We start from the raw sequence: 21,935 nt of genomic DNA on the forward strand, positions 1-21,935 counted from the left end.
ATGGATGAGGCTGCTGGCGACAGAGACAGCGATTCGGCGTCCAGGTCCAGCCGAATGCAAAATCATCGAGGCGGGAAAGGATCGGAGGGCAGAATGGCAGACGCGACTTTGGACACGACCCGTCCGGAGATTGGCAAGTCGCTGGTTGTCGGCGGAAGCTCGACCAATTATCATGACATTGGCGAGGGCGATCCGGTGCTGCTGGTCCACGGATCGGGCCCCGGTGTGACAGCCTGGGCCAACTGGCGGCTGAATATGCCGATCCTCGCCGAGGATTTCCGGGTCATCGCGCCCGACATGTTCGGCTTCGGCTATTCGGACAGCAAGGGCCGGATCGAGGACAAGCAGGTCTGGGTCGATCAGCTCGCCGGCTTTCTCGACGGTCTGGGCATCGACAAGGTTTCGATCGTCGGCAATTCTTTCGGTGGCGGGATCACACTGGCGTTCATGATTGCCCACCCCGATCGGGTCGAGCGCGCCGTTCTGATGGGACCTGCAGGGCTCAACTTTCCGATTACCCCTGCGCTCGACAAGGTCTGGGGCTATGAACCCTCGGTCGAGGCGATGCGCGAATCGCTCAAGTACCTTGCCTGGGATCACAGCCGCCTGACCGAGGATCTGATTCAGTCGCGCTATGTCGCCAGCGCCCGGCCCGAAGCACATGAACCCTATCATGCAACGTTCGGCGGCGCCGACCGCCAGGCCAACGTGGCGATGCTCGCCAGCCGCGAAGAAGACATCGCCGCGATTGAGCACGAAACCCTGATTTTGCACGGTATTGCCGATCAGGTGATCCCGCTGGATTCGACCGTGCGCCTCGCCACGTTGTTGAAGCGGGCCGACCTCCACCTTTTTGCCGAATGTGGCCACTGGGTCCAGATCGAGCGGATGGCGAGTTTCAATCGGACTGTCGCAGAGTTTTTTAAAAGTGGCCTCAAGGCCTGATCGGAGAGGAGTAAACGTCATGGCTCTAACAGGTGTCATTCGTCCTGGTTACGTGCAGCTCAGAGTTCTCGACCTGGACGAAGCCATTTCCCATTATCGGGATCGCATCGGCCTGAATCTTGTCAGCCGTGACGGCGACCGCGCTTTCTTCCAGGCCTTCGACGAGTTCGATCGCCATAGCATCATCCTGCGCGAGGCCGATCATCCCGGCATGGACGTCATGGGCTTCAAGGTCGCCAAGGATTCAGATCTCGATCACTTCGCGGAACGCCTGCTTGATTTCGGTGTGCATGTCGATGTGGTCCCGGCTGGCGAAGATCCAGGGGTTGGCCGCAAGATCAGGTTCAATACGCCCACACAGCATGTGTTCGAACTTTACGCCGAAATGGAACTTTCGGCCACCGGTCCGGCGACCAAGAACCCGGATGTTTGGGTGGTTGAGCCACGCGGGATGCGCGCTACCCGCTTCGATCACTGCGCGCTGAACGGCGTGGACATTGCGGCCTCGGCGAAGATCTTTGTCGATGCGCTCGATTTCTCGGTGACCGAGGAATTGGTCGATGAGGGCAGCGGCACCCGCCTAGGCATTTTCTTGAGCTGCAGCAACAAGGCGCATGACGTCGCCTTCCTCCACTATCCCGAAGACGGCAAGATCCACCATACGTCGTTCAATCTGGAATCGTGGCACGACGTCGGTCACGCAGCCGACATTATCAGCCGCTACGACATTTCGCTCGATATCGGGCCGACGCGTCACGGGATCACCCGCGGCCAGACGATCTACTTCTTCGATCCCTCGGGTAACCGCAACGAAACCTTCAGCGGCGGTTACATCTATTATCCCGACAATCCGCAGCGCATGTGGCAGGCAGAGAGCGCCGGCAAGGCGATCTTCTACTACGAAAAGGCGCTGAACGACCGCTTCATGACGGTGAACACCTGATCATGGACGGGGTGGTTTCGGTCCGGACGGTAGGCCACGAACTGGCGCTCAAGGCAGCGGCTGCCGCCGTTGCCATGGGTGCGGCGGCGGGCTGTCCGGTCGTTGCCGCGGTGGTCGGCGCCGGGGGAGATCTGGTCGCGTTCGTCCGCGCCAGCGGCTCCCCTTCGCCATCCGCAAAGATCGCGCAAGATAAGGCTTACAGCGCCGCCAGCTTCCGCGTCCCGACGCCGGATCTCTATGCGATGGTTTCCGGCAATCCGGCCCTGCGCGACGGAATCGTCGCGCAGCCGGGATTAGCAATGTTCGGCGGCGGCCTGCCGATCGAAATCGCCGGTGTATTCGTCGGTGCGATCGGTGTTTCCGGCGGGAGCGAAGCGATGGACGTCGAATACGCCAACGCCGGTCTCGCTGCGATCGGCGCAAGGCAATTCTGACGCACCATGGCCTCCGGCCAACTCAGGTATTATGCACCAATGACCTCAACTTCCTCCTCTCCGGTCACCGAAACTATCCTGAACTTCATTGACGGTTCCTATCGCAAAGGTAGCGAGGGTAAGTCGTTTCCCAACGTCAATCCCGCCACCGGTTCGCAGATCGGGCTCGTCCACGAAGCAAGCCAGGCCGACGTCGCAGACGCCGTGGCTGCGGCCAAGGCAGCGCTTACCGGGCCATGGGGCAAGATGACCACGGCCGAGCGGGTCAAGCTGATCGCCGCCGTGGCGACCGAGATCGAACGCCGAGCGGATGATTTCCTGGCTGCCGAAGTGGCCGACACCGGCAAGCCGCGCCACGTTGCCTCGCACATCGACATTCCGCGCGGGGCCGCCAACTTCCGCATGTTCGCGGATGTCGTCTCGACAATGCCGGGCGAAAGCTTCAACACATCGACCCCCGATGGCGGCCAGGCGCTCAACTATACCGTGCGCAAGCCCAAGGGTGTGGTCGCGGTGGTCTGCCCGTGGAACTTCCCGCTGCTGCTGATGACCTGGAAGGTTGGCCCGGCGCTGGCCTGCGGCAATACCGTGGTGGTCAAGCCGTCCGAGGAAACGCCTCGGACTGCTGCCCTGCTGGGTGAAGTAATGAACGCGGTGGGCATGCCCAAGGGTGTCTACAACGTCGTCCACGGATTCGGTCCGGGTTCGGCCGGCGAATTCCTCACGTCCAACCCCGATGTCGATGCCATCACCTTCACCGGCGAGACCGGCACCGGACAGGCGATCATGCAGAAGGCCGCGATCGGCGTTCGCGACATTTCGTTCGAACTCGGTGGCAAGAACCCGGCGATTGTGTTCGCCGATGCCGACCTCGACAAGGCGGTCGAGGGTCTGTCGCGCTCGGTCTTCCTGAACACGGGGCAGGTCTGCCTCGGAACCGAGCGGGTCTATGTCGAACGACCGATCTTCGACGCCTTCGTGGCGCGGATGGCGGCGGCGGCGCAGGGCTTCAAGCCGGGCGTGACCGGTGATCGCGCCTATCTCGGCCCGCTGATCAGCGCCGAGCACCGCGAGAAAGTGCTGGGTTACTATCGCCGTGCGGTCGAGGACGGGGCCACCGTGGTCACCGGCGGCGGCGTTCCCGAAATCTCGGGTGCGGAAGCCGGTGGGTTCTTCGTGGAACCGACGCTGTGGATCGACGTCGCCCACGGCGATACCGTGATGCGCGAGGAAATCTTCGGACCGTGCTGCGGTATCGTGCCGTTCGACAGCGAGGACGAGGTGATCGCACTTGCAAACGATACGGTTTACGGCCTGTGCGCCTCGATCTGGACCGAAAACATGTCCCGCGGACACCGCGTGGCGGCGGCGATGGACGTGGGGGTGTGCTGGGTCAATTCCTGGTTCCTGCGCGATCTGCGCACGGCTTTCGGCGGGTCCGGCCATTCCGGCATCGGCCGGGAAGGCGGGGTGCACAGCCTCGAATTCTACACCGAGATCACCAACATTTGCGTGAAGCTGTAAGACGATGACAATTGACTCCAAGACTATCGAACAAGCGGCCTTGGCCCTGCGCGGCGCGGCCGAAACGGGGAAGCCTGTCAGCCCGATCCGCGACCTGATTTCGGCTGGTGGCGTCGAAGCCGCCTATGCCGTGCAGGAAGCCAACACCAAGCACTACCTCGCCAATGGACGGCGCCTGGTCGGCCGCAAGATCGGGTTGACCTCGATCGCGGTCCAGCGCCAGCTTGGGGTGGATCAGCCCGACTATGGGATGCTGTTCGCTGACATGGACGTGCCGGAAGGCATCCCGGTGTCGCTCGACCAGGTGATCCAGCCCAAGGTTGAGGCCGAGATTGCGATCGTCGTTGGGCGGGATTTGCCCCACCCCGACATGACGACCGCCGAAATGATTCGCGCGGTCGAATATGTCGTTCCGGCAATCGAGATCGTGGACAGCCGCGTCGCAAACTGGGACATCAAGATCTGGGACACGATCGCCGATAATGCCTCGAGCGGGCTGTTCGTGCTCGGCGCGGTGCCGCGCAAGCTCGACGGGCTCGATCTGCGCAGCTGCGGCATGGTCATGGAAGCCAAGGGTGAGCCGATTTCGGTCGGTGCCGGGATCGCCTGTCTGGGCAGCCCGATCACCGCCTCGCTGTGGCTGGCGCGGGTGATGGCCAAAGCGGGGCGTCCGTTACTCGAAGGCGATGTAATCCTGTCGGGCGCGCTCGGGCCGATGGCCGGGGTTGCACGCGGCGATGTGGTCGAAGCCCGGATCAACGGACTCGGAACGGTCCGCGCCGCGTTCGCCGCTGACTGAATTCAAATTGGAGGCTGGTCAAATGGCCAAGATGAAGTGCGCAATTATCGGCTCCGGCAATATCGGGACCGACCTGATGATCAAGCTGCTCAAGGGTTCGGATACACTGGAGCTAGCGGCGGTTGTCGGGATCGATCCGGCCTCCGAAGGGCTGGCGATGGCCAGCGAACGCGGCGTCCCGACGACCCACGAAGGAATCGAGGGCCTGTGCCGGATGCCGCAATATGCCGATATCGGCATCGCCTTCGATGCGACCTCGGCCTATGCGCACAAGGCGCACGACGAAATCCTCGCCCGTGACGGCAAGCTGATGGTCGACCTTACCCCGGCCGCGATCGGCCCGGCGACCATTCCCCCGGTCAACCCGGCGGTCGATGCCGCGGTGCGCAACATCAACATGGTGACCTGTGGCGGGCAGGCGACGATCCCGATCGTCGCGGCGGTCTCGCAGGTCGCCAAGGTGCACTACGCCGAAATCGTCGCGTCGGTTTCGTCGCGCTCCGCCGGTCCCGGCACCCGTGCCAACATTGATGAGTTCACCCGCACAACGGCGCGGGCGATCGAAACTGTCGGCGGCGCGGCCAAGGGCCGGGCTGTGATCATCCTTAATCCCGCCGAACCGCCGATGATCATGCGTGATACGATCTTCACGCTGTCGGAAATGGTCGATGAGGACAAGGTGCGCGATTCGGTCCTGGCTATGATTGCAAGGGTGCAGTCGTACGTGCCGGGCTACCGGCTCAAGCAGGAAGTACAGTTCGAACGCTTCGGTTCGAACCGGCCGCTCAATATCCCCGGCTACGGTGAATTCGAAGGACTCAAGACCAGCGTGTTCCTCGAGGTCGAGGGCGCGGGCGATTATCTGCCCAACTATTCCGGCAACCTCGACATCATGACCGCTGCCGCCAAGGCGGCAGGCGAGAGCCTGGCCAAGACTCATATGGAAAAGACTGCAGCATGACCTTTGATCCAACATCTGATCGGCTCTACATCCAGGACGTGACCTTGCGCGACGGGATGCACGCCATCCTGCATATGTATGGCACCGACAGCGTCCGCACGATCGCTAAGGCGCTTGACGAGGCAGGGGTGGATGCGATCGAGGTCTCGCACGGCGATGGCCTGAACGGTTCGACCTTCAATTACGGATTTGGCGCCCATACCGACTGGGACTGGATCGAGGCTGCCGCCGACGTAATCAAGAACGCGGTGCTGACAACGCTTCTGGTGCCCGGTATCGGCACCGCCGAAGAACTCAAGCGGGCCTATTCGATGGGAGTGCGCTCGGTCAGGGTCGCGACCCACTGCACCGAGGCCGACGTCGGCAAGCAGCACATCGGCATCGCGCGCGATCTGGGCATGGACGTATCGGGCTTCCTGATGATGAGCCACATGATCGAGCCCGAGGCGCTCGCCCAGCAGGCGCTGCTGATGGAAAGCTATGGCGCGCATTGCGTCTATGTCACCGACAGCGGCGGGGCGCTCGACATGGATGGCGTGATTGCACGTCTCCAAGCCTATGACCGGGTGCTCAAACCTGAAACTCAACGCGGCATCCACGCGCACCACAACCTGTCGCTGGGCGTGGCCAACTCGATCGTCGCCGCTCAGGCCGGCGCGGTGCGGATCGACGCCAGCCTTGCCGGGATGGGCGCGGGCGCCGGCAACGCGCCGCTCGAGGTGTTCATCGCCGCGGCCAACCGCAAGGGCTGGAAGCACGGCTGCGACGTGATGGCGCTGATGGACGCGGCGGACGACATCATACGCCCGCTTCAGGACCGTCCGGTGAGGGTCGATCGCGAGACGCTCAGCCTGGGCTATGCAGGCGTCTATTCAAGCTTCCTGCGCCATGCGGAAAAGGCAGCGGAACAGTACGGAATCGATACCCGCGAGATCCTCGTCGAATTGGGCAACCGCCGGATGGTCGGAGGCCAGGAAGACATGATCATCGACGTTGCACTTGATCTGATCAAAGCCAAGGCGAACTGAGATGGACAGGCTTGCACGCTACGCCGAAACCCTCGACACCGCTGCTCGCGAGGCGAATGCTACGCCGCAGATCACGCCTGTAGATACGGAGTTCTCCGTTACCGAGGCGTACCAGGTGCAGAAGCTCTCGGTCGATCGACGCCTGTCGCGCGGCGAGCGACGCATCGGCGTGAAGATGGGGCTGACCAGCCGGGCCAAGATGCAGCAGGTCGGTGTCGATGAGGTGGCTTGGGGGCGGCTGACCGATGCCATGCTGATCGAGGAGGGCTCGGCCATGTCGCGCGCTCGCTACGTCCATCCCCGGGTTGAACCCGAAGTGGCTTTCCTGATGAAGGCACCTCTGGTCGGCAAGGTGACGGCCGCCGCAGCACTGGCGGCGGTCGAGGCGATCGCCCCTGCAATGGAGATCATCGACAGCCGATACGAGAATTTCAAGTTCGCGCTGGAAGACGTGATCGCCGACAACACTTCCTCGTCGGGGCTGGTGATCGGATCCTGGCACGATCCCCGGATCGATTTTTCGAATCTGGGCGTGATCCTCGAAATCGATGGCGAAGTGGTACAGGTCGGGTCGACCGCGGCGATCCTTGGCCACCCCATCCGTTCGCTGGTTGCTGCGGCCCGGCTGGTTGCCGAATCGGGCGAACAGATCAACGCCGGTGACATCGTCATGGCGGGGGGCATTACCGCAGCGCCCAACCTGGCACCGGGTCAGACTGTGCGGACGACAGTGCAGAATCTCGGCGCGGTCATGTTCCAGGTGGAAGACTGACATGCCGATCATTGAGGTCAACCTGCTCGAAGGGCGTCCGCCCGAAGCCAAGGAACGACTGATCCAGGCGCTGACCGACGCGGCCATCGACGCGATTGGAGCGCCGCGGGAATCGGTTCGGGTAATCCTGCGTGAAATGGCGCCGGCCCATTTCGCGGTAGGCGGGCAGAGTCTTGCAGCCAAGGCCGCCGGTGCGAAGCAAGTCAAGGTCGAAGAAGATTGGTCGGATGACAGCTGATTCACATCAAATCACATTGGTCGGTGGCGGACAGTTCCCTTGCCGGGGGGATGAACGCGTACTGACCGCGATGGAACGTAGAGGGGCTGACCACATAAGCATTGGATGTCGCGGTGGTGGTTGCGGAGTTTGCCGAGTTCGCGTCGTCGAAGGCAAGTACCGGACAGGGAAGATGAGCGCCGCTAAAGTTTCCGCGACAGACCTGCGCCAAGGCTATGCGCTCGCCTGTCGGCTCTACCCATTGGATAACCTACTGATCGAAGTTTCATGAATTGAAGGGAGAATTGTGATGGCTACGCAGTTGAAAAGTGCAGAAAACGAATACGGGATCAAGTCCGAGTACGGCCACTATATCGGCGGCGAGTGGATCGCCGGGGACAGCGGCAAGACCATCGATCTGCTCAATCCCTCGACCGGCAAGGTGCTGACCAAGATTCAGGCCGGCAACGCCAAGGATATCGAACGCGCGATTGCCGCCGCTAAGGCGGCGTTTCCCAAGTGGTCGCAGAGCCTGCCCGGCGAGCGCCAAGAAATCCTGATCGAGGTTGCGCGTCGTCTGAAGGCACGCCATTCGCACTATGCCACCCTCGAAACTCTCAACAACGGCAAGCCGATGCGCGAATCGATGTATTTCGATATGCCGCAGGCAATTGGCCAGTTCGAACTGTTCGCTGGTGCAGCTTATGGCCTGCATGGCCAGACGCTCGATTATCCCGACGCGATCGGCATCGTCCACCGCGAACCGCTCGGCGTCTGCGCGCAGATTATCCCATGGAACGTGCCGATGTTGATGATGGCGTGCAAGATCGCGCCCGCGCTGGCCTCGGGCAACACTGTCGTTCTGAAGCCGGCCGAAACGGTCTGCCTTTCGGTGATTGAATTCTTCGTGGAAATGGCTGATCTGTTGCCGCCGGGTGTGATCAACGTCGTCACCGGCTATGGCGCGGACGTGGGCGAGGCGCTGGTCACCAGCCCCGATGTCGCCAAGGTCGCCTTCACCGGGTCAGTAGCGACTGCGCGCCGGATCATCCAGTACGCCTCGGCCAACATCATCCCGCAGACGCTCGAACTCGGCGGCAAGTCTGCACATATCGTTTGCGGCGATGCCGACATCGACGCGGCGGTGGAAAGCGCGACCATGTCGACCGTGCTCAACAAGGGCGAAGTGTGCCTGGCCGGTTCGCGCCTGTTCCTGCACCAGTCGATCCAGGACGAGTTCCTGGCCAAGTTCAAGACCGCGCTTGAAGGCATCCGCCAGGGCGACCCGCTCGACATGGCGACCCAGCTGGGTGCTCAGGCATCGAAGATGCAATTCGACAAGGTTGAAAGCTACCTGCGCCTCGCGACCGAGGAAGGGGCCGAAGTCCTGACCGGCGGCAGCCGCTCGGATGCCGCAGATCTGGCCGATGGCAATTTTATCAAGCCGACGGTGTTCACCAACGTCAAGAACACCATGCGTATCGCGCAGGAAGAGATCTTCGGTCCGGTCACCAGTGTCATTACCTGGAACGACGAAGACGACATGATGAAGCAGGCGAACAACACCACCTACGGTCTGGCCGGCGGCGTTTGGACCAAGGATATCGCCCGGGCTCACCGGATCGCGCGTCAGCTCGAAACCGGCACGGTGTGGATCAACCGCTACTACAACCTGAAGGCCAACATGCCGCTGGGTGGTTACAAGCAGAGCGGCTTCGGGCGTGAATTCAGCCATGAAGTGCTGAATCACTACACCCAGACCAAGTCGGTGGTGGTCAACCTCCAGGAAGGTCGCACCGGAATGTTCGATCAGTGATCGGCAAGCAACGATCATTGGGACAAACGATGTGACTGCAAGACTCGAAGGACAGGTGGCGCTGCTGACCGGCGGCGCCACCGGGATCGGCGCGGCGGTCCTCGCCCGCTATCTCGAAGAAGGTGCAAAGGTAGGCGTCCTGGTCAGGGACGCCGACCAAGCTGACATGGTGCGCATGCGGCATGGCGCGGCAGTTGTCGTGGTTGAGGGTGATGTCCGAAACTACGCCGACAACGAACGGGCGGTCGCGGCGACCGTGGATGCCTTCGGCAAGCTCGACGTGTTTGTCGGCAATGTCGGCATCTGGGATTACATGACCCCGCTAGCGGACATGGATCCGGACAAGCTCTCCGAAACGCTGGACGAGATCTTTGGGGTCAACGTCAAGGGCTACTTCTTTGGTGCCCGAGCCGCGATCCCTGAACTCAGGAAGACCAAGGGCAGCATCATCTTCACGGCCTCGACCTCGAGCTTCTATACCGGCGGCGGTGGCACGCCCTATGTGGCATCGAAGCACGCGGTCCTTGGTCTGATCCGCCAGCTGGCATGGGAACTTACCCCCGATGTCAGGGTCAACGGCGTGGCTCCGGGCGGCACCCGGACACCCCTCGGCGGCACCAAGGCGGGCGGAACGGCCGATGTCCACATGGAGGACATGGAAGGCCTCGACGCGATGATTGCCGGGATGACGCCGCTCGCGCGGATCGCTGAACCGGATGATCACACAGGGCTCTATGCCTTGCTAGCCTCGCGTCGGGACTCGGCCTACATGACAGGAACGGTTTTGCTCAGCGATGGTGGCATGGGCATTGGCAAGCGTCCCGAAGGCTGAAGCGGCTTAAATCTCTCCACCCTTGGCGGGTGCTCGCTTCGTCGAGCGCCCGTCTTTTTTTACGTGCGATTGCTGCGATCGAGCAAGCGGTCAGCCGAAATGACCGAACGTGAGATGCCGGCGGCGAGCAATTGCGCTTCGGCAAAGTCGATCATCGCCGGTGGGCCACACAGATAGGCTTCGTGCGCCGCGAGATCTGCAACGCCCGCAATCTGCTCGGTGATCAGCCCACGCGCTCCTGCCCAGTCGCTGTCTGGCTCTTCATCCGACAAGGCCGGGACGAATTCGAAAGGGGCCATCCAGCGTTGACGAAGGGCCGCAATTTTGTCGAGGGCATAGAGATTGGACTGACGGCGCGCACCGTACAGCAGGTGCACCGCCCGGTCTGCGCCCCGGTCAAGCGCCTGCTCCAGAATCGAGATTATCGGCGCTAGACCACTACCCCCTGCGATGCAAAGAATGGGGGCAGTGCTGTCCTTGAGGGCGAATTGCCCATAGGGGGCGGTAACCTTCAGCTCCATTCCGGTGCGATCGGTGCAGAACAGCCAGTCGGTAAATGCGCCGCCCGGAACGTGCCGGATGTGAAAATGCAGTTGCTGGGTGGGTTCGCCAACCGTCGCGAAGGCGAAAGAATAACTGCGTGCACCTTCGATGCCGGGAGCGGTCAGATCAGCGTATTGTCCGGGAGTGAAGGCCAGTGGCCGATCCAGTTCGATGGTCAGCCCGATGATATCCTCGCACAGCCGTTGTGCAGCGACGATGGTGCCGCGATATGTAGCAATGGCGATCCCTTGCGAGAGTGGCGCATCAACCGCGATTGTCAGATCCGAGCGCGGAATGGCCTGGCAGGCGAGGCGAAAGCCGCTGCGCAGTTCGTCGCCCTCAAGTGCAAGGGCCGACGGGCTCAATTCGCCGATCTTGCCAGACACGAGCTTGAACTTGCAGGTACCGCACGAGCCGACCTTGCAATCGTGCGGCATGGCCAAACCCGCGTCCAGCATCGCTTCAAGAAGTGTCTTGCCCGCCGGTATGTCTAGCGTGGTCGGCGATCCTTCCACGGTTACGGTGTTCATCTTGGATTTGCGCAGGAAAGAAAACATTGTCGGGTTTGTCCGAAATGGGCGGGCGGAATCCGCAGTTGCGGATTGTCGCCCGAATGAGGGTGGACGATTGGCCTGGCGTTCAAGTGCTGGCCAGCCAGCGCGGCCAACCAGCCTGTGCGTTGGCCTGATCCGCCAGCTTGCGTTCGCCGGGGGTGGCGAAACGTTCGTCCCAGTCCTTGAGGCGCGGTTGCGCGATGAAGCGGAACCAGACCGGCGGGATCAGTCCGGCGGCGAAGCACAGGAACAGTGAGGGCATCTGCGGTGCCTGCGGTTCGGGCTTCAGCGCATAGAAGGGGATATGCCCGTCAAGGTGATGGTTGATGTGGTTTGTGATTTCCGCACCGATCGGCCGGACGATCGCTCCGAGATGGTTCCAGGCGTGATGGAGCTCGATCGGCGCCCCTTCGACCCGGATCAGGCCATAGTGCTGGAAATAATTGAACCCTTCCACGAACATCTTTGCCAAAAGCATGGCACCGATGGCAGTCAACGCAGCGGCAAGCCCCGCCGTCAGACCCACATAGGCGACAATGCCGCCCGAAAGCAGCGGAAACAACCACATCACATTCCGCCAACCGAGCCGAGGATGGCCCAGCTTGCCGAGGATTTCGACCGTCTTCTCCCATGAGTCCTTGTAAGAACCCCAGGTCGCCTGGAACACGAAGCTGTAGATGGTCTGCCCGCGCCGAGGGGTATCGCTTTCCTTTGCCGTGTCGAGATGTACGTGGTGGGTGACGATATGGGCGATATCGCGATTGGGGTCGCCGTAGAATGCACTCAGACACTTGGCGACATAGCGGGCGAACCAGTGGCGGCGGTGCATCAGCTCGTGCGCTACCGGCAGGGTCGGCACCGCCGAGAGCCAGCCCAGGCTGAGCAGCGATCCGGCCAGTTGCCAGCTTGAATTGTCGGCGCCGGTGATCGGGTTGATCGCGGTCGCAACCGATCGGGCAAAGGCCCAGACGAGCAGGATCATCAGGGGCAGTTGCAGGTACATCGCGATGTCACCGAGCATGGCGGCGCCCTTCGCGCGGACTTTGTGATCGGGCGGCAGCAGCAGGTCCAGAGCCATTAGAACCGGGAATGTAGCCGCGCCCAGCCAGACGTAGCTACCGCCGAGCATGAATCCGATAACGCCCGCCAAGGTCATGACTGGGATGAGAAAATAGCGTAGTCCGTCCTTCGGATTTCTCCCGAGTTATTTTGCTCTGGCCTTGACCGTCGAGGCAAGGGTGAGGGCGGCGGCGGTGCGCCGCCCTCGGGTATAGGGTCTTAGTATTTGTAGGCGAGCTTCAGGAACCACTCGCGCGGACGCGAGAAGCTTGCGGTGGCGGCGCCGCCGATGTCGAGATCGACGTACCCGCCTTGGATGTATCGTTTATCGGTCAAGTTGGTGACGCCGCCAGTCACGGTGAAGTGATCGCTCTTCTCGGTGAACGAAGCACTGGCGCCGAACACGCTATATGCTGGCTGAAACAATTGCGGGCTATTTACCGCATCCTTAAAGGTGTCGCTTTGATACGACCAGTCACCACGAAGCGTCAGTTTGCCGGCTTGCCCTTCATAGACATCCGCATTGATAGCTGCCGAAGCTGCCCATTTGGGTACGAAAGCAAATTTCGAATCCGTGGTGACGGGGGCGGCTGATAAGTCGATGTCGGTGTAATAGGCATCCAGATAACCTACACCAAAGGTCAACTGAACCTGATCGATTGGAGCCGCTTCGCCCTCGACCTCAAATCCCTTGATCCGGCCGGCACCGGCGTTGCGAACCTTCGGAGCGATCCCTTCGTTCACAGTGATCTGCATGTCGCTGTAATCGGAAAGGAACGCCGCGATGTTCAGGCGCAGGCGCCGGTTGAACAGTTCGTTCTTCAGGCCGATTTCGTAGGATTCGACGAATTCCGGCGTGAACGAGGGGGTCGCGATTTCAGCCGGGAAGATGCGCTGGCTGAACCCGCCGTTCTTGAAGCCTTTCGAATAGGACGCATAGATCAGCGAATTGTCGGTTATCTTGTAGTCCGCCGAGATCGCCGGGGTCCACTCCTTGGCCTTGGCCGAAACCTCGATGGCCGGCATCGTGTGGTTGCCGCCCGGGTTGGTCGCCGAAGGCGTGCAGTTCGGTAGCGGGAAACCGGCCAGCGGGCCTGACGGGAACAGGTTGGCCGCCGGGTTTGCCTGTCCGACGAGGCACTGGCTGAACGCGACGAATGCGCCCTGCGGATAGACCGATGCCAGCACTGGATCGAGTTGCGAGCGGTCGTTGAAGATCGTCTGCACAGACGGGTCGAACCGCTTGGTCTCGTTAGTGTAGCGGATGCCCGGCGTGATCGAGAACCGGTCGGTCAAATTGAAGGTGGCCTTCAGGTATGAGGCATAGCTGTCGTTGTCGATGTCGCCGCCACTAAAGAACTGGGCAAACCCGAATTCCATCGGGGTGTAGTCAGTGCCCTTTTCCTTGAGATAATAGCCGCCCAGAACGAACTTCACCCGGCCAGCCATCAGGCTTCCGGTAAACTGCAGTTCCTGCGAGGCCTGCCACACATCGATATCGCTCGCGATCCGCAGGATCGTATGCGGAGTGCCGTCGAAATCGTATTCCATGTGCGAAGTCTGGTCGCGGTAGGCCGAAATCGACTTCAGGCTGAAATCGCCGAAATCGTAATCGAGCGTGAGGTTGGTGCCCCATAGATCGAAGTCCGACCGGTTGACGCCGCCAGCCCAGGTGGTGTCGATGTCGCCAGTGATCCAGCGGGTGCTGGCGCAGGCCGGGTTGCCGGTCGGCGCAAGGGTACCCGGAACGCCAAACCCGCCCCAAGGTGCTCCGCAGCTGCCATCGGTGACGCGGATCTTGTTCCAAAAATACATCGAGCTGGGCGCGGCGATCTGGCGGTTGGTGCCCCCAGGGGGGCGCTGTTGGGAATCTCCACAAAACGCAACGGAACCGGCTGGTCTCGCAGTTCGATCAATGAGATAGCCGTTTGTTCCTCGCGCCGGATATTGATATCCCCGCTCAGGTTGACGGTCAGCTTGTCGGTCGGCTCCCACTTGAACGCAATGCGTCCGCCGAAGCTGTCCTTGTTGCCCTGGCGGCCGCCGTCGAACAAACGCTTCTGGTAGCCGTCGCGGGTTTCATAGGAAGCAACCGCGCGCATTGCGAGAGTGTCGCTCAGCGGCACGTTGATTATGCCCTTGAAATCGGCGCGGTTGAACCGGCCGGTCGCCGCTTCGAGCTTCATGTCGAAATCGTACTGCGGTTCGACGGAATTGACGACGATCGCGCCGCCGATGGTGTTCTTGCCGAACAGTGTGCCCTGCGGCCCGCGCAGGACCTGGACGCTCGCAATGTCGGCCATGTCGAGCAGCGCGCCAACCGAGCGGGCGACATAGACGCCATCGACATAGACGCCCACGCCCGGGTCGACGGTGATATTGAAATCGGTCTGGCCCACGCCGCGGATGAACGAGGTGATCGTGGCGCTGGAACCCGAGAGATTGGCGACCGGCGAGATGTTTACGTTCGGCGCGAATTTTGCGACTTCGGCCACGTTGGTGACCTGGCGTTCCTCGAGCATTCCGCCGGTCAACGCGGTGATCGCGACCGGCGTTTCCTGCAGGTTCTCGGCCCGCTTGCGCGCAGTCACGATGATCTCTTCGAGGCCGCCGGTCTGTTGCTCCTCAGCCTGAGGCTCACTTGTTGCGGCGTCCTGCGCATGCGCCGCCATCGGTGCGAGCCCGATTGATCCGACGATCGCCGAGGCGCTGGTGCGCAGGACGACCTTCCGGAAATTGAACGATTGGTTTGTCATTGGCGTCATTCTCCCTCTTGTTGATGTATTTTTATTTATAAGCGTGGATAGACTAAACGTAGATATTCAGATTCTTGCTCAGCATCACGTTGTGCTTGAGGATCGCACGGCGTTTGACCAGTTGAAAGCTGTTGCCGACCTGGCGCCAGATATCGATACGGTTGCCGATCAGCGAATCCTCGTCGCGTTCGTTGCGATTGCGATAGGCATAGAAGTCCGAATAGACCCGGAACTCGTCGGCGTTTTCGGTAAGCTCCACCTCGACGTTGGTGATGATATGGGTGCAGCGCGTCGCCGGATCCTCCGACCAGGCCGTTCCGGTCTCGAGCCGCGAAAGCCGCTTGAGGATTTCGGGCTTGCTGTCGTTGTAATAGGCCATCCGGGTCAGGTCGGTCACCTGATCGGTCTTGTCCCGGCGGTAGCGGGTTTCGATTCCCGGCATGTGGTAATGCAGGTCTTCCGCCAGCATCTCTGCCCAGTCGGCATAGTTCTCGGTGTCGAGCAGGCGCGCTTCGCGATAAAGCGTCTGGGCCAGCGCGTGGGTCAGTTCGAGCGATGCGGCAGTGCCTTGGCGTGTGCGCTCGAGGGTTGCGGTGTCGGTCATGGTTGTGATTCCTCTCAGAGCGCGAACAGGCCGGGCAGGTCGCGGGTTTCGGCCACGTTGCCAAGCCTCGGTTCGGGGCGTGTCGGCATCTTACCGAACTCGTCATGGGTCATCATGTCGAGCCAGCGCTGGTAGAAGCCGCGCTGGTTGGCGTCGTTGTACTGGCCGCGATAGACGATGCCCGGCAGGGTATCATGTTCGATCTGGCGGCCGATGCCGCAGCGATAGTGCAGGCGCTCGTGCCTGGTGACGACTCCGCGGTTGACGGTGGTGCAGTTTTCCCAGTTCTCCCCGTCATCCATCTCGAAGGTGCCACCGGGGCCGAAGGTCTGCATGACGCCCTTGGTGACTTCTTCCTTGATGTCATCAGGCATGTTCTTGTTGACGATCACCCAGGTCTTCAATTCGAACTGCATCGGTCCCTTGGGCTGCCATTGGCGGAAGGTGGAGATGCCGGGCAGGAACGAGACATTGGGGAAGATTGAGGCCGAGGCGACCGAGCCGAAGATCTTGGAGCGCATCTCGCCCAGGCGTTCAGCCATCTTGGGGCGGATCTTGTTGTAATAGTCCATGACCTTTGGACGGCCGAGCAGGACGAGATCGCCAACGCCCTCGGTGCCGAATTCCCAGCCGTGACCGTTCACGCTGGCATGATAGGAGTATTCCATGTCGATCGGCGGGAAGGGCATGCCATCGTTCATCGAACGGCAGCCGGAATCGTGCGTCCAGCCGGCGTGGTAAGCATCGCCGATGAAGTTCTCGACCCCGAACTTCCAGTTCGCGCTCATCACCGATTTGATGCAGCCGCCAATGAATTCGGTGCCGCCTTCCTCGTTGTCGAGGATCATGTCGAGATACCAGCGGAAATCGCCCAACCATGCCTCCAGGCTCGGCGCATCGCCGTTGAAGGTGGCGAACACCAGGCCCTTGTAGCTGCTGACCTTGGCGACGTTCTTGAGGCCATGGTTCTTGAAGTCGATATCGCCATTGTCGTAGCAATATTCCTCGTGCATGCCTTTGAGGTCGCCTGCGGTGTCAAAGGCCCAGCCGTGGTAATTGCAGACGAACCGACGAGTGTTGCCGGCATCGGCGAAGCAGACCTTGTTGCCGCGGTGCGGGCAGGAATTGAGCATGACCCGGATCGAACCATCGGCCTGACGCGCGACGATCACCGCGTCTTCGCCCATATGGGTGGTCAGGAAATCTCCGGCCTTGGGGATCTGGCTTTCGTGGGCGACGAACAGCCACGACCGGGCGAAGATCCGGTAAAGCTCTTCCTCATAAATATCGGCGTCGGAAAAGATCCGCCGGTCGAGCCAGCCTTCCTTGAGGTCCATGTAGCGTGAATAATCCGGCTCGCGGCCGATCCGTTCGAAGCGCATGGTTTAACCTCCCAATTGTGATGTTTGAAATTGCAGTTCAGAAGAAGGCGTTGAGATTGCTGTCGGGCAGCACGGAATGGTCGAGCACGATGTCGCGCCCCGCGAGCAGCCAGGCCTGGCCTTCGCCGCGCCACAGGTCGGTGCGCGCGGCGGTGAGCACGCGGGTGGTGCCGTCGATCCGGTTGCGGTGCATGATCAGCACCGAATGGACCCGCACCTCGTTCTCCGCAGGTCTGGCCACTACCTCGACGTTGGAGATGGCGCGGCGAATGAAGTTGGGCGGGTCTTCGGCCCAAACGAAGCCGGATTTCAAGCGATCCACCCGCAGCTTGAGACGGCCAAGATCCTCGTTGAAGATCACGCCCGGGCCGACCGGCAAGGGGGGCGAACGATCCGCACGAAACCGGCGGCTCTTCAATTCCATGCGATAGCAGATGTCTTCGTTCAGCATGGCCAGCCAGCCGTCGAAGTCTTCATTGTCGAGCAGCCGCGCCTCGCAGTGGAGCGCCTGGGTGACCGCGACGATTACCTCGACCGGGGGAGGCGACAGGGGCCGGTCAAGCATGTTCGGCCTCCTGCGCTGTCAGCGAGTTGATGTTGTAGGTGGGCACCTCGGCCCAGGTTTCCGCCATCATGTGCTCTTGCCAGCGGCGGTAGAAATAACGCTGGTTGTGTTCGCTCACCAGGCCGGCGGCGATGTCGCCCGGAAAGCCTTCGCGTTTCCCGGAACGCCCCAGGGCCATATTGGTATAGACATCCATCTGCGCCGTGCGCCAGCCGCGCGATTGTTCAGTGCAGGCGGCAAGGTTGTCGCCGTCGTCGTTGTCGAACAGTCCGGCCAGGCCGACGGTCAGGCACTGGTTCTCGAGGATTTGTGTCTTGACCGCCTCGAGCATGTCGTTTTCGGCCATCGCCCAGGTCCACTGCTCGATCTGCCCGGGGCCCTTGGGATGATAGACCCGAAACCAGTTGAGGCCGGGCAGCAGTTGCAGGTTGGGGAAGATGGTAATGTTGACCTGCGCTCCCCAGACCTGCTTGCCACGCACCTCGCCCAAGCGGTCGATCACCGTCTGGCGGTTGGCTTCCAGGTATTCGAGGATCGGTTTGGGATCGGGATAGAAGGCGTAGCCCGAAACACCGTCGAGCGCGCTCAGCACCATGTGGCCGTTCATGCCGGCTACTGAGAGCCCCCCATCAAGATCGACGCCCGAATTGCCGACGTTGAGCCCCGTGAGGTCCATGGACTGCACGGCTGACATCGCGCCGGCATGGGCCCAGCCAAGGTGATAGCCATCGCCGCAGACGTTCTCGACCGGCAGCTTCCAGTTGGTGCCTAGCACCATCTTCTGGGTTTCGCCGAGCAGCGCTGATCCGCCCGGCATGGCATCCAGCCAGACATCGAGGAAAACTTTGCGTCGCCTAGATAGTCTTCGAGGCTGGGCGAATTTGCGTCCCAGCAGCCGAAGACAAGACCCTTGTATTCGGACACTTTAGTCACGGGAACCAGCCCGAACTTGCTGCGGTCTAGCTTACCAAAATAGGCCTCGTTTTCCAGCGGAACCCCGGCGAGCGCCCCATCGGGGGCAAACGACCAGCCGTGGTAGTTGCAGGTAAACGCCCTTGCGTTGCCGCGGTCGGCGCGGCAGACGCGGTTCCCGCGGTGGGTGCAACTGTTCAGGAACGCCTTGATCGACCCGTCCTTCTGGCGAATGACGATGACATCGTCTTCGCCCATGAACGTGCGGAAATAATCGCCTGTTTTGGGAATCTGGCTTGTATGGACTAGAAACAGCCAGCAGCGTCCAAAGATCCGTTCCAGTTCTCACCCGAGATGGGCCGCATCTGGCGCGATGGCGAGCGTTGCGTCTTGCTAAGCAATTCTGCCCTTGCCGGGCTTCGGGGACACATGGTTTCCCAGTTAGGACTGGACGCGGCCAGCAAGTTCTTCTGGGAGCTCGGCTTTGCCGAAGGTGCGCGGTGTGCAGTCGGCGCGAAGGAACTACGACCCGATCGAGACTTTCTCGATGCATTTGCCGTAGGACCCCAGGCCCATGCTTTGACCGGTTTTGGCTGGACCCAGATCGAAGCGCTCGAAAACGACAAGTCCCGCGGACACTTCGAAGGACGGTTCCTGGTCCACGATTCAATCGAAGCCGCCATTCACCTCAACGCCGAAGGCCGCGCCACCGATCCGGTCTGCTGGATGCAGACTGGCTTTGCCAGCGGTTTTGCCACTGCATTTGCCGGCCAGCCGATCATCATGCGCGAACTGGAGTGTGCCGGTATGGGCGATGCGGCATGTCTGCTGCATGCCAAGCCAGCCATGGAATGGTCACACCTTGACAGCCCGGAAAAATCGGCCTTGCCGCTGGAACCGCCGGTCCTGGATTCCGGCGAAAACAGCATGGCCGTTGGCGTATCGGCTGGCTTCATTGCCGTGAAGACGATGATCGAGCGATCGGCGCCAAGCGACGCAACCTTGTTATTCACGGGAGAAACCGGGGTCGGCAAGGAGGTGCTGGCGAAATTCGCGCATCGCTTGAGCCGGCGGAAGGAAGCTCCTTTTGTCGCGCTCAATTGCGCCGCCATTCCTGAAGGGTTGATCGAATCCGAGCTTTTTGGCGTGGCCAAAGGCGCTTTCACCGGGGCCGTGGCTGCGCGACCGGGTCGCTTCGAACTTGCCCATGGTGGGACGCTCTTCCTCGATGAGATATCCACTCTCTCGCCTCTGGCCCAAAGCAAGATCCTGCGTGTGATCCAGGAAGGCGAATTCGAGCGTGTCGGCGACACGCGAACCATTAAGGTGGATGTTCGCCTGATGGCCGCTGCCAACGCCGATCTGACTCAGTCGATGCGCGATGGCCTGTTTCGCGCCGACCTGTTCTACCAGATTTCGACCTTGCCGATTTGGGTGCCGCCGCTGCGCCAGCGCCGCGAAGACATACCCGGGCTGATCGAGCATTTCCGTTTTCGTTTCTCGCGTCGTCACCAACGCGCGGTAGCTGGGTTCACCACGAGGGCGATCAATGCCTTGCTGGTCTACGATTACCCCGGCAACGTGCGCGAACTCGAGCGAATGGTGGAGCGGGCGGTGTTGCTCGCCGATGATGGGCAGGCGATCGACCTCCGGCATCTGTTTCTGGGTAACGATTTACCCGATCTAAAGCCGGCCATGGGATTGGCTAGTGACGGCAAGATTATGCCTGTTACCGATATCCATGATCGTTCGGAGTTGATTCGCCAGGTGCTCGATTTGATTGTCGAGGGTGGCGAAACTCTGTCGAACGTGGAGGGCCTCGTCATCCGGGAGGCGGTGGAAGCCTCGGGCGGAAATTTTGCGCGAGCCGCCCGTACTTTGGGGCTGTCGCGTCGTCAGTTGGCGTTGAGAATGGAAAAGATCGGACCCACTGGCCGGACATAGCGCAATCACACATTTGCAACGCATTACATAATGTGCAAAGATATGGAAGGAAGGTGGTCGAATGACAGCCGGCTGTTCCGGTATGCTTTCAAAGTTGGGAGAATTGCATGAAATCGATAGCCGTGGTCGGAGCAAATCTTGCGGGTGGCCGCGCGGTGGAGTCCTTGCGCCAGGCTGGCTTTGATGGCCGGATCACCCTGATCGGCGAGGAACCCTGGCGTCCCTACGAGCGCCCGCCGCTGTCCAAGGAAGTGTTGTGGGATCCGGCCAACGTACCGGACAACTTCTTCCTCCACGATGAAGCATGGTACGCGGACAACCGTATCGACATGCGGCTCGGGGTGCGGGCAGAAGCGCTCGATCTGACCGCAGGCGGCGTCCGCCTGGGCGGAGGCGAACTGGTCCAGGCAGATCGCATACTCCTCGCGACCGGCGGCTCGGCGCGCAAGCTCAACATGGAGGGCACCGATGCCGCCAACGTGCATTATTTGCGCACCCGCGACGATGCCACGCGAATGGCGGCGGATCTCAAGGATGGGGCCCGCATCGTCATAATCGGCATGGGCGTGATCGGCGCGGAAGTGGCGGCCAGCGCGATCAAGTTGGGCTGCCGGGTGACGGCGATCGAGCCGTTCGCGGCGCCGATGATCCGGGCGCTCGGGCCGCAGTTCGGGCAATGGCTGGGCGAGGAACATCGCCAGCGCGGCGTCGATACCCGCTTCGGACGCGGCGTGAACGCGATGAGAGTCCTAGATGGTCGGGTGACTCAGGTCGAACTCGACGACGGGTCGCTGGTGGATTGCGATGCCGTTGTGGTCGGGGTCGGCATCGTGCCGGAAACCAGCCTTGCCAAGGACGCAGGCATCGTCACCAATAACGGCATTATCGTCGATAGGCAGTGCCGCACCAGCAATGAGAATGTCTTTGCCGCCGGCGACGTCGCCGAACAGGACAGCTTCTTCGGCGGTCATATCCGCCAGGAAACCTACCAGAACGCTGCCGACCAGGCCCAGGCAGCAGCGCTCGCGATGCTCGGGCAGGACGTCGATTACTGCAAGCCGGCTTGGTACTGGAGCGATCAGTTCGATCTCAACATCCAGTTCTGCGGCCATATCCCGGCGCAAGCCGAGGTAACCCTGCGCGGAGACATGGCAAGCAACCAGTTTACCGCATTCTTCCGGTCAGGCGAGACGATCGAGGGCATCCTGACTGTCAACCGCGCCCCGGACATGGGCATCGGCAAACGGCTGATAGAGCGCCGGGCCAAGGCGTCGGCCGGGCAGCTGGCCGATGCCGATGTGTCGCTCCGCGAAATCCTCAAGCAGGCTGGTTAGGCTCGCAAGGC

Annotated in this window: 23 protein-coding genes; 14 read left to right on the top strand and 9 right to left on the bottom strand. The window is 61.4% G+C overall.

The features are described 5' to 3' along the window. Positions 1-93: 93 nt before the first annotated feature. Genes B2G71_RS19860 through hcaB form a run of 12 tightly spaced genes read left to right on the top strand, consistent with a single transcriptional unit; the run spans position 94 to position 10,271 of the window. Positions 94-945, top strand: coding sequence for an alpha/beta hydrolase (locus B2G71_RS19860; RefSeq protein ID WP_098108437.1), 852 nt, complete (start codon positions 94-96; stop codon positions 943-945). Between the two features lie 19 nt (positions 946-964). Then, positions 965-1,888 (top strand): catechol 2,3-dioxygenase, encoded by a 924-nt coding sequence (locus tag B2G71_RS19865; protein ID WP_098108438.1) that lies wholly within the window; start codon positions 965-967, stop codon positions 1,886-1,888. A 2-nt stretch (positions 1,889-1,890) separates the two neighbouring features. Further along, positions 1,891-2,322, top strand: a complete 432-nt coding sequence (locus tag B2G71_RS19870; protein ID WP_098108439.1) for a heme-binding protein — start codon at positions 1,891-1,893, stop codon at positions 2,320-2,322. Between the two features lie 39 nt (positions 2,323-2,361). Further along, positions 2,362-3,846 (top strand): 2-hydroxymuconic semialdehyde dehydrogenase, encoded by a 1,485-nt coding sequence (locus tag B2G71_RS19875; RefSeq protein WP_066762512.1) that lies wholly within the window; start codon positions 2,362-2,364, stop codon positions 3,844-3,846. A 4-nt stretch (positions 3,847-3,850) separates the two neighbouring features. Continuing rightward, positions 3,851-4,645 (top strand): fumarylacetoacetate hydrolase family protein, encoded by a 795-nt coding sequence (locus B2G71_RS19880; protein ID WP_010891017.1) that lies wholly within the window; start codon positions 3,851-3,853, stop codon positions 4,643-4,645. Positions 4,646-4,667: 22 nt separating this feature from the next. Further along, positions 4,668-5,606 carry an acetaldehyde dehydrogenase (acetylating) gene (locus B2G71_RS19885; protein WP_066762514.1) on the top strand — a complete coding sequence of 313 codons (939 nt, stop codon included), beginning with the start codon at positions 4,668-4,670 and terminating at the stop codon, positions 5,604-5,606. Continuing rightward, positions 5,603-6,634, top strand: coding sequence for a 4-hydroxy-2-oxovalerate aldolase (gene dmpG / locus B2G71_RS19890; protein ID WP_010891015.1), 1,032 nt, complete (start codon positions 5,603-5,605; stop codon positions 6,632-6,634). The genes B2G71_RS19885 and dmpG overlap by 4 nt, the downstream gene beginning before the upstream one ends. Position 6,635: 1 nt before the next feature. Further along, on the top strand, positions 6,636-7,406 hold the full coding sequence (locus B2G71_RS19895; RefSeq protein ID WP_066762516.1) for a fumarylacetoacetate hydrolase family protein: 771 nt from the start codon (positions 6,636-6,638) through the stop codon (positions 7,404-7,406). A 1-nt stretch (position 7,407) separates the two neighbouring features. Continuing rightward, complete coding sequence (locus B2G71_RS19900) at positions 7,408-7,644, top strand: 2-hydroxymuconate tautomerase (RefSeq protein WP_066762519.1); 237 nt, start codon at positions 7,408-7,410, stop codon at positions 7,642-7,644. Then, positions 7,634-7,915, top strand: a complete 282-nt coding sequence (locus tag B2G71_RS19905) for a 2Fe-2S iron-sulfur cluster-binding protein (RefSeq protein WP_098108440.1) — start codon at positions 7,634-7,636, stop codon at positions 7,913-7,915. Before B2G71_RS19900 ends, B2G71_RS19905 begins: the two co-directional genes overlap by 11 nt. An 18-nt stretch (positions 7,916-7,933) precedes the next feature. After that, positions 7,934-9,439, top strand: coding sequence for an aldehyde dehydrogenase family protein (locus B2G71_RS19910; RefSeq protein ID WP_098108441.1), 1,506 nt, complete (start codon positions 7,934-7,936; stop codon positions 9,437-9,439). 31 nt (positions 9,440-9,470) lie between these two features. Beyond that, positions 9,471-10,271: a 3-(cis-5,6-dihydroxycyclohexa-1,3-dien-1-yl)propanoate dehydrogenase gene (gene hcaB, locus B2G71_RS19915; protein WP_098108442.1), complete on the top strand. Its 801-nt coding sequence runs from the start codon at positions 9,471-9,473 to the stop codon at positions 10,269-10,271. 59 nt (positions 10,272-10,330) lie between these two features. Here the strand turns inward: hcaB and B2G71_RS19920 are convergent, their stop codons facing one another. The 9 genes from B2G71_RS19920 to B2G71_RS24600 form a co-directional block, all read right to left on the bottom strand. Continuing rightward, positions 10,331-11,344 carry a 2Fe-2S iron-sulfur cluster-binding protein gene (locus B2G71_RS19920; protein ID WP_240530249.1) on the bottom strand — a complete coding sequence of 338 codons (1,014 nt, stop codon included), beginning with the start codon at positions 11,342-11,344 and terminating at the stop codon, positions 10,331-10,333. 109 nt (positions 11,345-11,453) lie between these two features. Beyond that, complete coding sequence (locus B2G71_RS19925; protein WP_066762532.1) at positions 11,454-12,524, bottom strand: alkane 1-monooxygenase; 1,071 nt, start codon at positions 12,522-12,524, stop codon at positions 11,454-11,456. A gap of 122 nt (positions 12,525-12,646) precedes the next feature. After that, positions 12,647-14,122: a TonB-dependent receptor gene (locus B2G71_RS24590; protein ID WP_230281949.1), complete on the bottom strand. Its 1,476-nt coding sequence runs from the start codon at positions 14,120-14,122 to the stop codon at positions 12,647-12,649. Further along, complete coding sequence (locus B2G71_RS24595) at positions 14,014-15,183, bottom strand: TonB-dependent receptor (protein ID WP_240530250.1); 1,170 nt, start codon at positions 15,181-15,183, stop codon at positions 14,014-14,016. The genes B2G71_RS24590 and B2G71_RS24595 overlap by 109 nt, the downstream gene beginning before the upstream one ends. Before the next feature lie 52 nt (positions 15,184-15,235). Further along, the gene (locus B2G71_RS19935; RefSeq protein ID WP_066762541.1) at positions 15,236-15,787 is read right to left on the bottom strand and encodes a 3-phenylpropionate/cinnamic acid dioxygenase subunit beta; all 552 of its coding nucleotides are present in this window, start codon (positions 15,785-15,787) and stop codon (positions 15,236-15,238) included. Between the two features lie 14 nt (positions 15,788-15,801). Further along, positions 15,802-17,169 (bottom strand): aromatic ring-hydroxylating dioxygenase subunit alpha, encoded by a 1,368-nt coding sequence (locus B2G71_RS19940; protein ID WP_066762544.1) that lies wholly within the window; start codon positions 17,167-17,169, stop codon positions 15,802-15,804. Positions 17,170-17,206: 37 nt separating this feature from the next. Then, a complete protein-coding gene (locus B2G71_RS19945) occupies positions 17,207-17,734 on the bottom strand; it encodes an aromatic-ring-hydroxylating dioxygenase subunit beta (protein ID WP_098108444.1) in 528 nt (175 codons plus the stop codon). Next, positions 17,727-18,551 (bottom strand): RHO alpha subunit C-terminal catalytic domain-containing protein, encoded by an 825-nt coding sequence (locus tag B2G71_RS19950; protein ID WP_229660438.1) that lies wholly within the window; start codon positions 18,549-18,551, stop codon positions 17,727-17,729. Before B2G71_RS19950 ends, B2G71_RS19945 begins: the two co-directional genes overlap by 8 nt. Continuing rightward, on the bottom strand, positions 18,503-18,904 hold the full coding sequence (locus B2G71_RS24600; protein ID WP_229660439.1) for a Rieske 2Fe-2S domain-containing protein: 402 nt from the start codon (positions 18,902-18,904) through the stop codon (positions 18,503-18,505). The genes B2G71_RS19950 and B2G71_RS24600 overlap by 49 nt, the downstream gene beginning before the upstream one ends. A gap of 96 nt (positions 18,905-19,000) precedes the next feature. Here B2G71_RS24600 and B2G71_RS19955 point away from each other — a divergent pair, with 96 nt between their 5' ends. Both B2G71_RS19955 and B2G71_RS19960 read left to right on the top strand, forming a co-directional pair. Continuing rightward, positions 19,001-20,590: a sigma-54-dependent Fis family transcriptional regulator gene (locus B2G71_RS19955; RefSeq protein WP_066762552.1), complete on the top strand. Its 1,590-nt coding sequence runs from the start codon at positions 19,001-19,003 to the stop codon at positions 20,588-20,590. A gap of 107 nt (positions 20,591-20,697) precedes the next feature. Next, positions 20,698-21,924 (top strand): FAD-dependent oxidoreductase, encoded by a 1,227-nt coding sequence (locus B2G71_RS19960; protein ID WP_066762556.1) that lies wholly within the window; start codon positions 20,698-20,700, stop codon positions 21,922-21,924. Positions 21,925-21,935 lie beyond the last annotated feature (11 nt).

The organism is Novosphingobium sp. PC22D, assembly GCF_002556635.1.
Lineage (GTDB): Bacteria > Pseudomonadota > Alphaproteobacteria > Sphingomonadales > Sphingomonadaceae > Novosphingobium.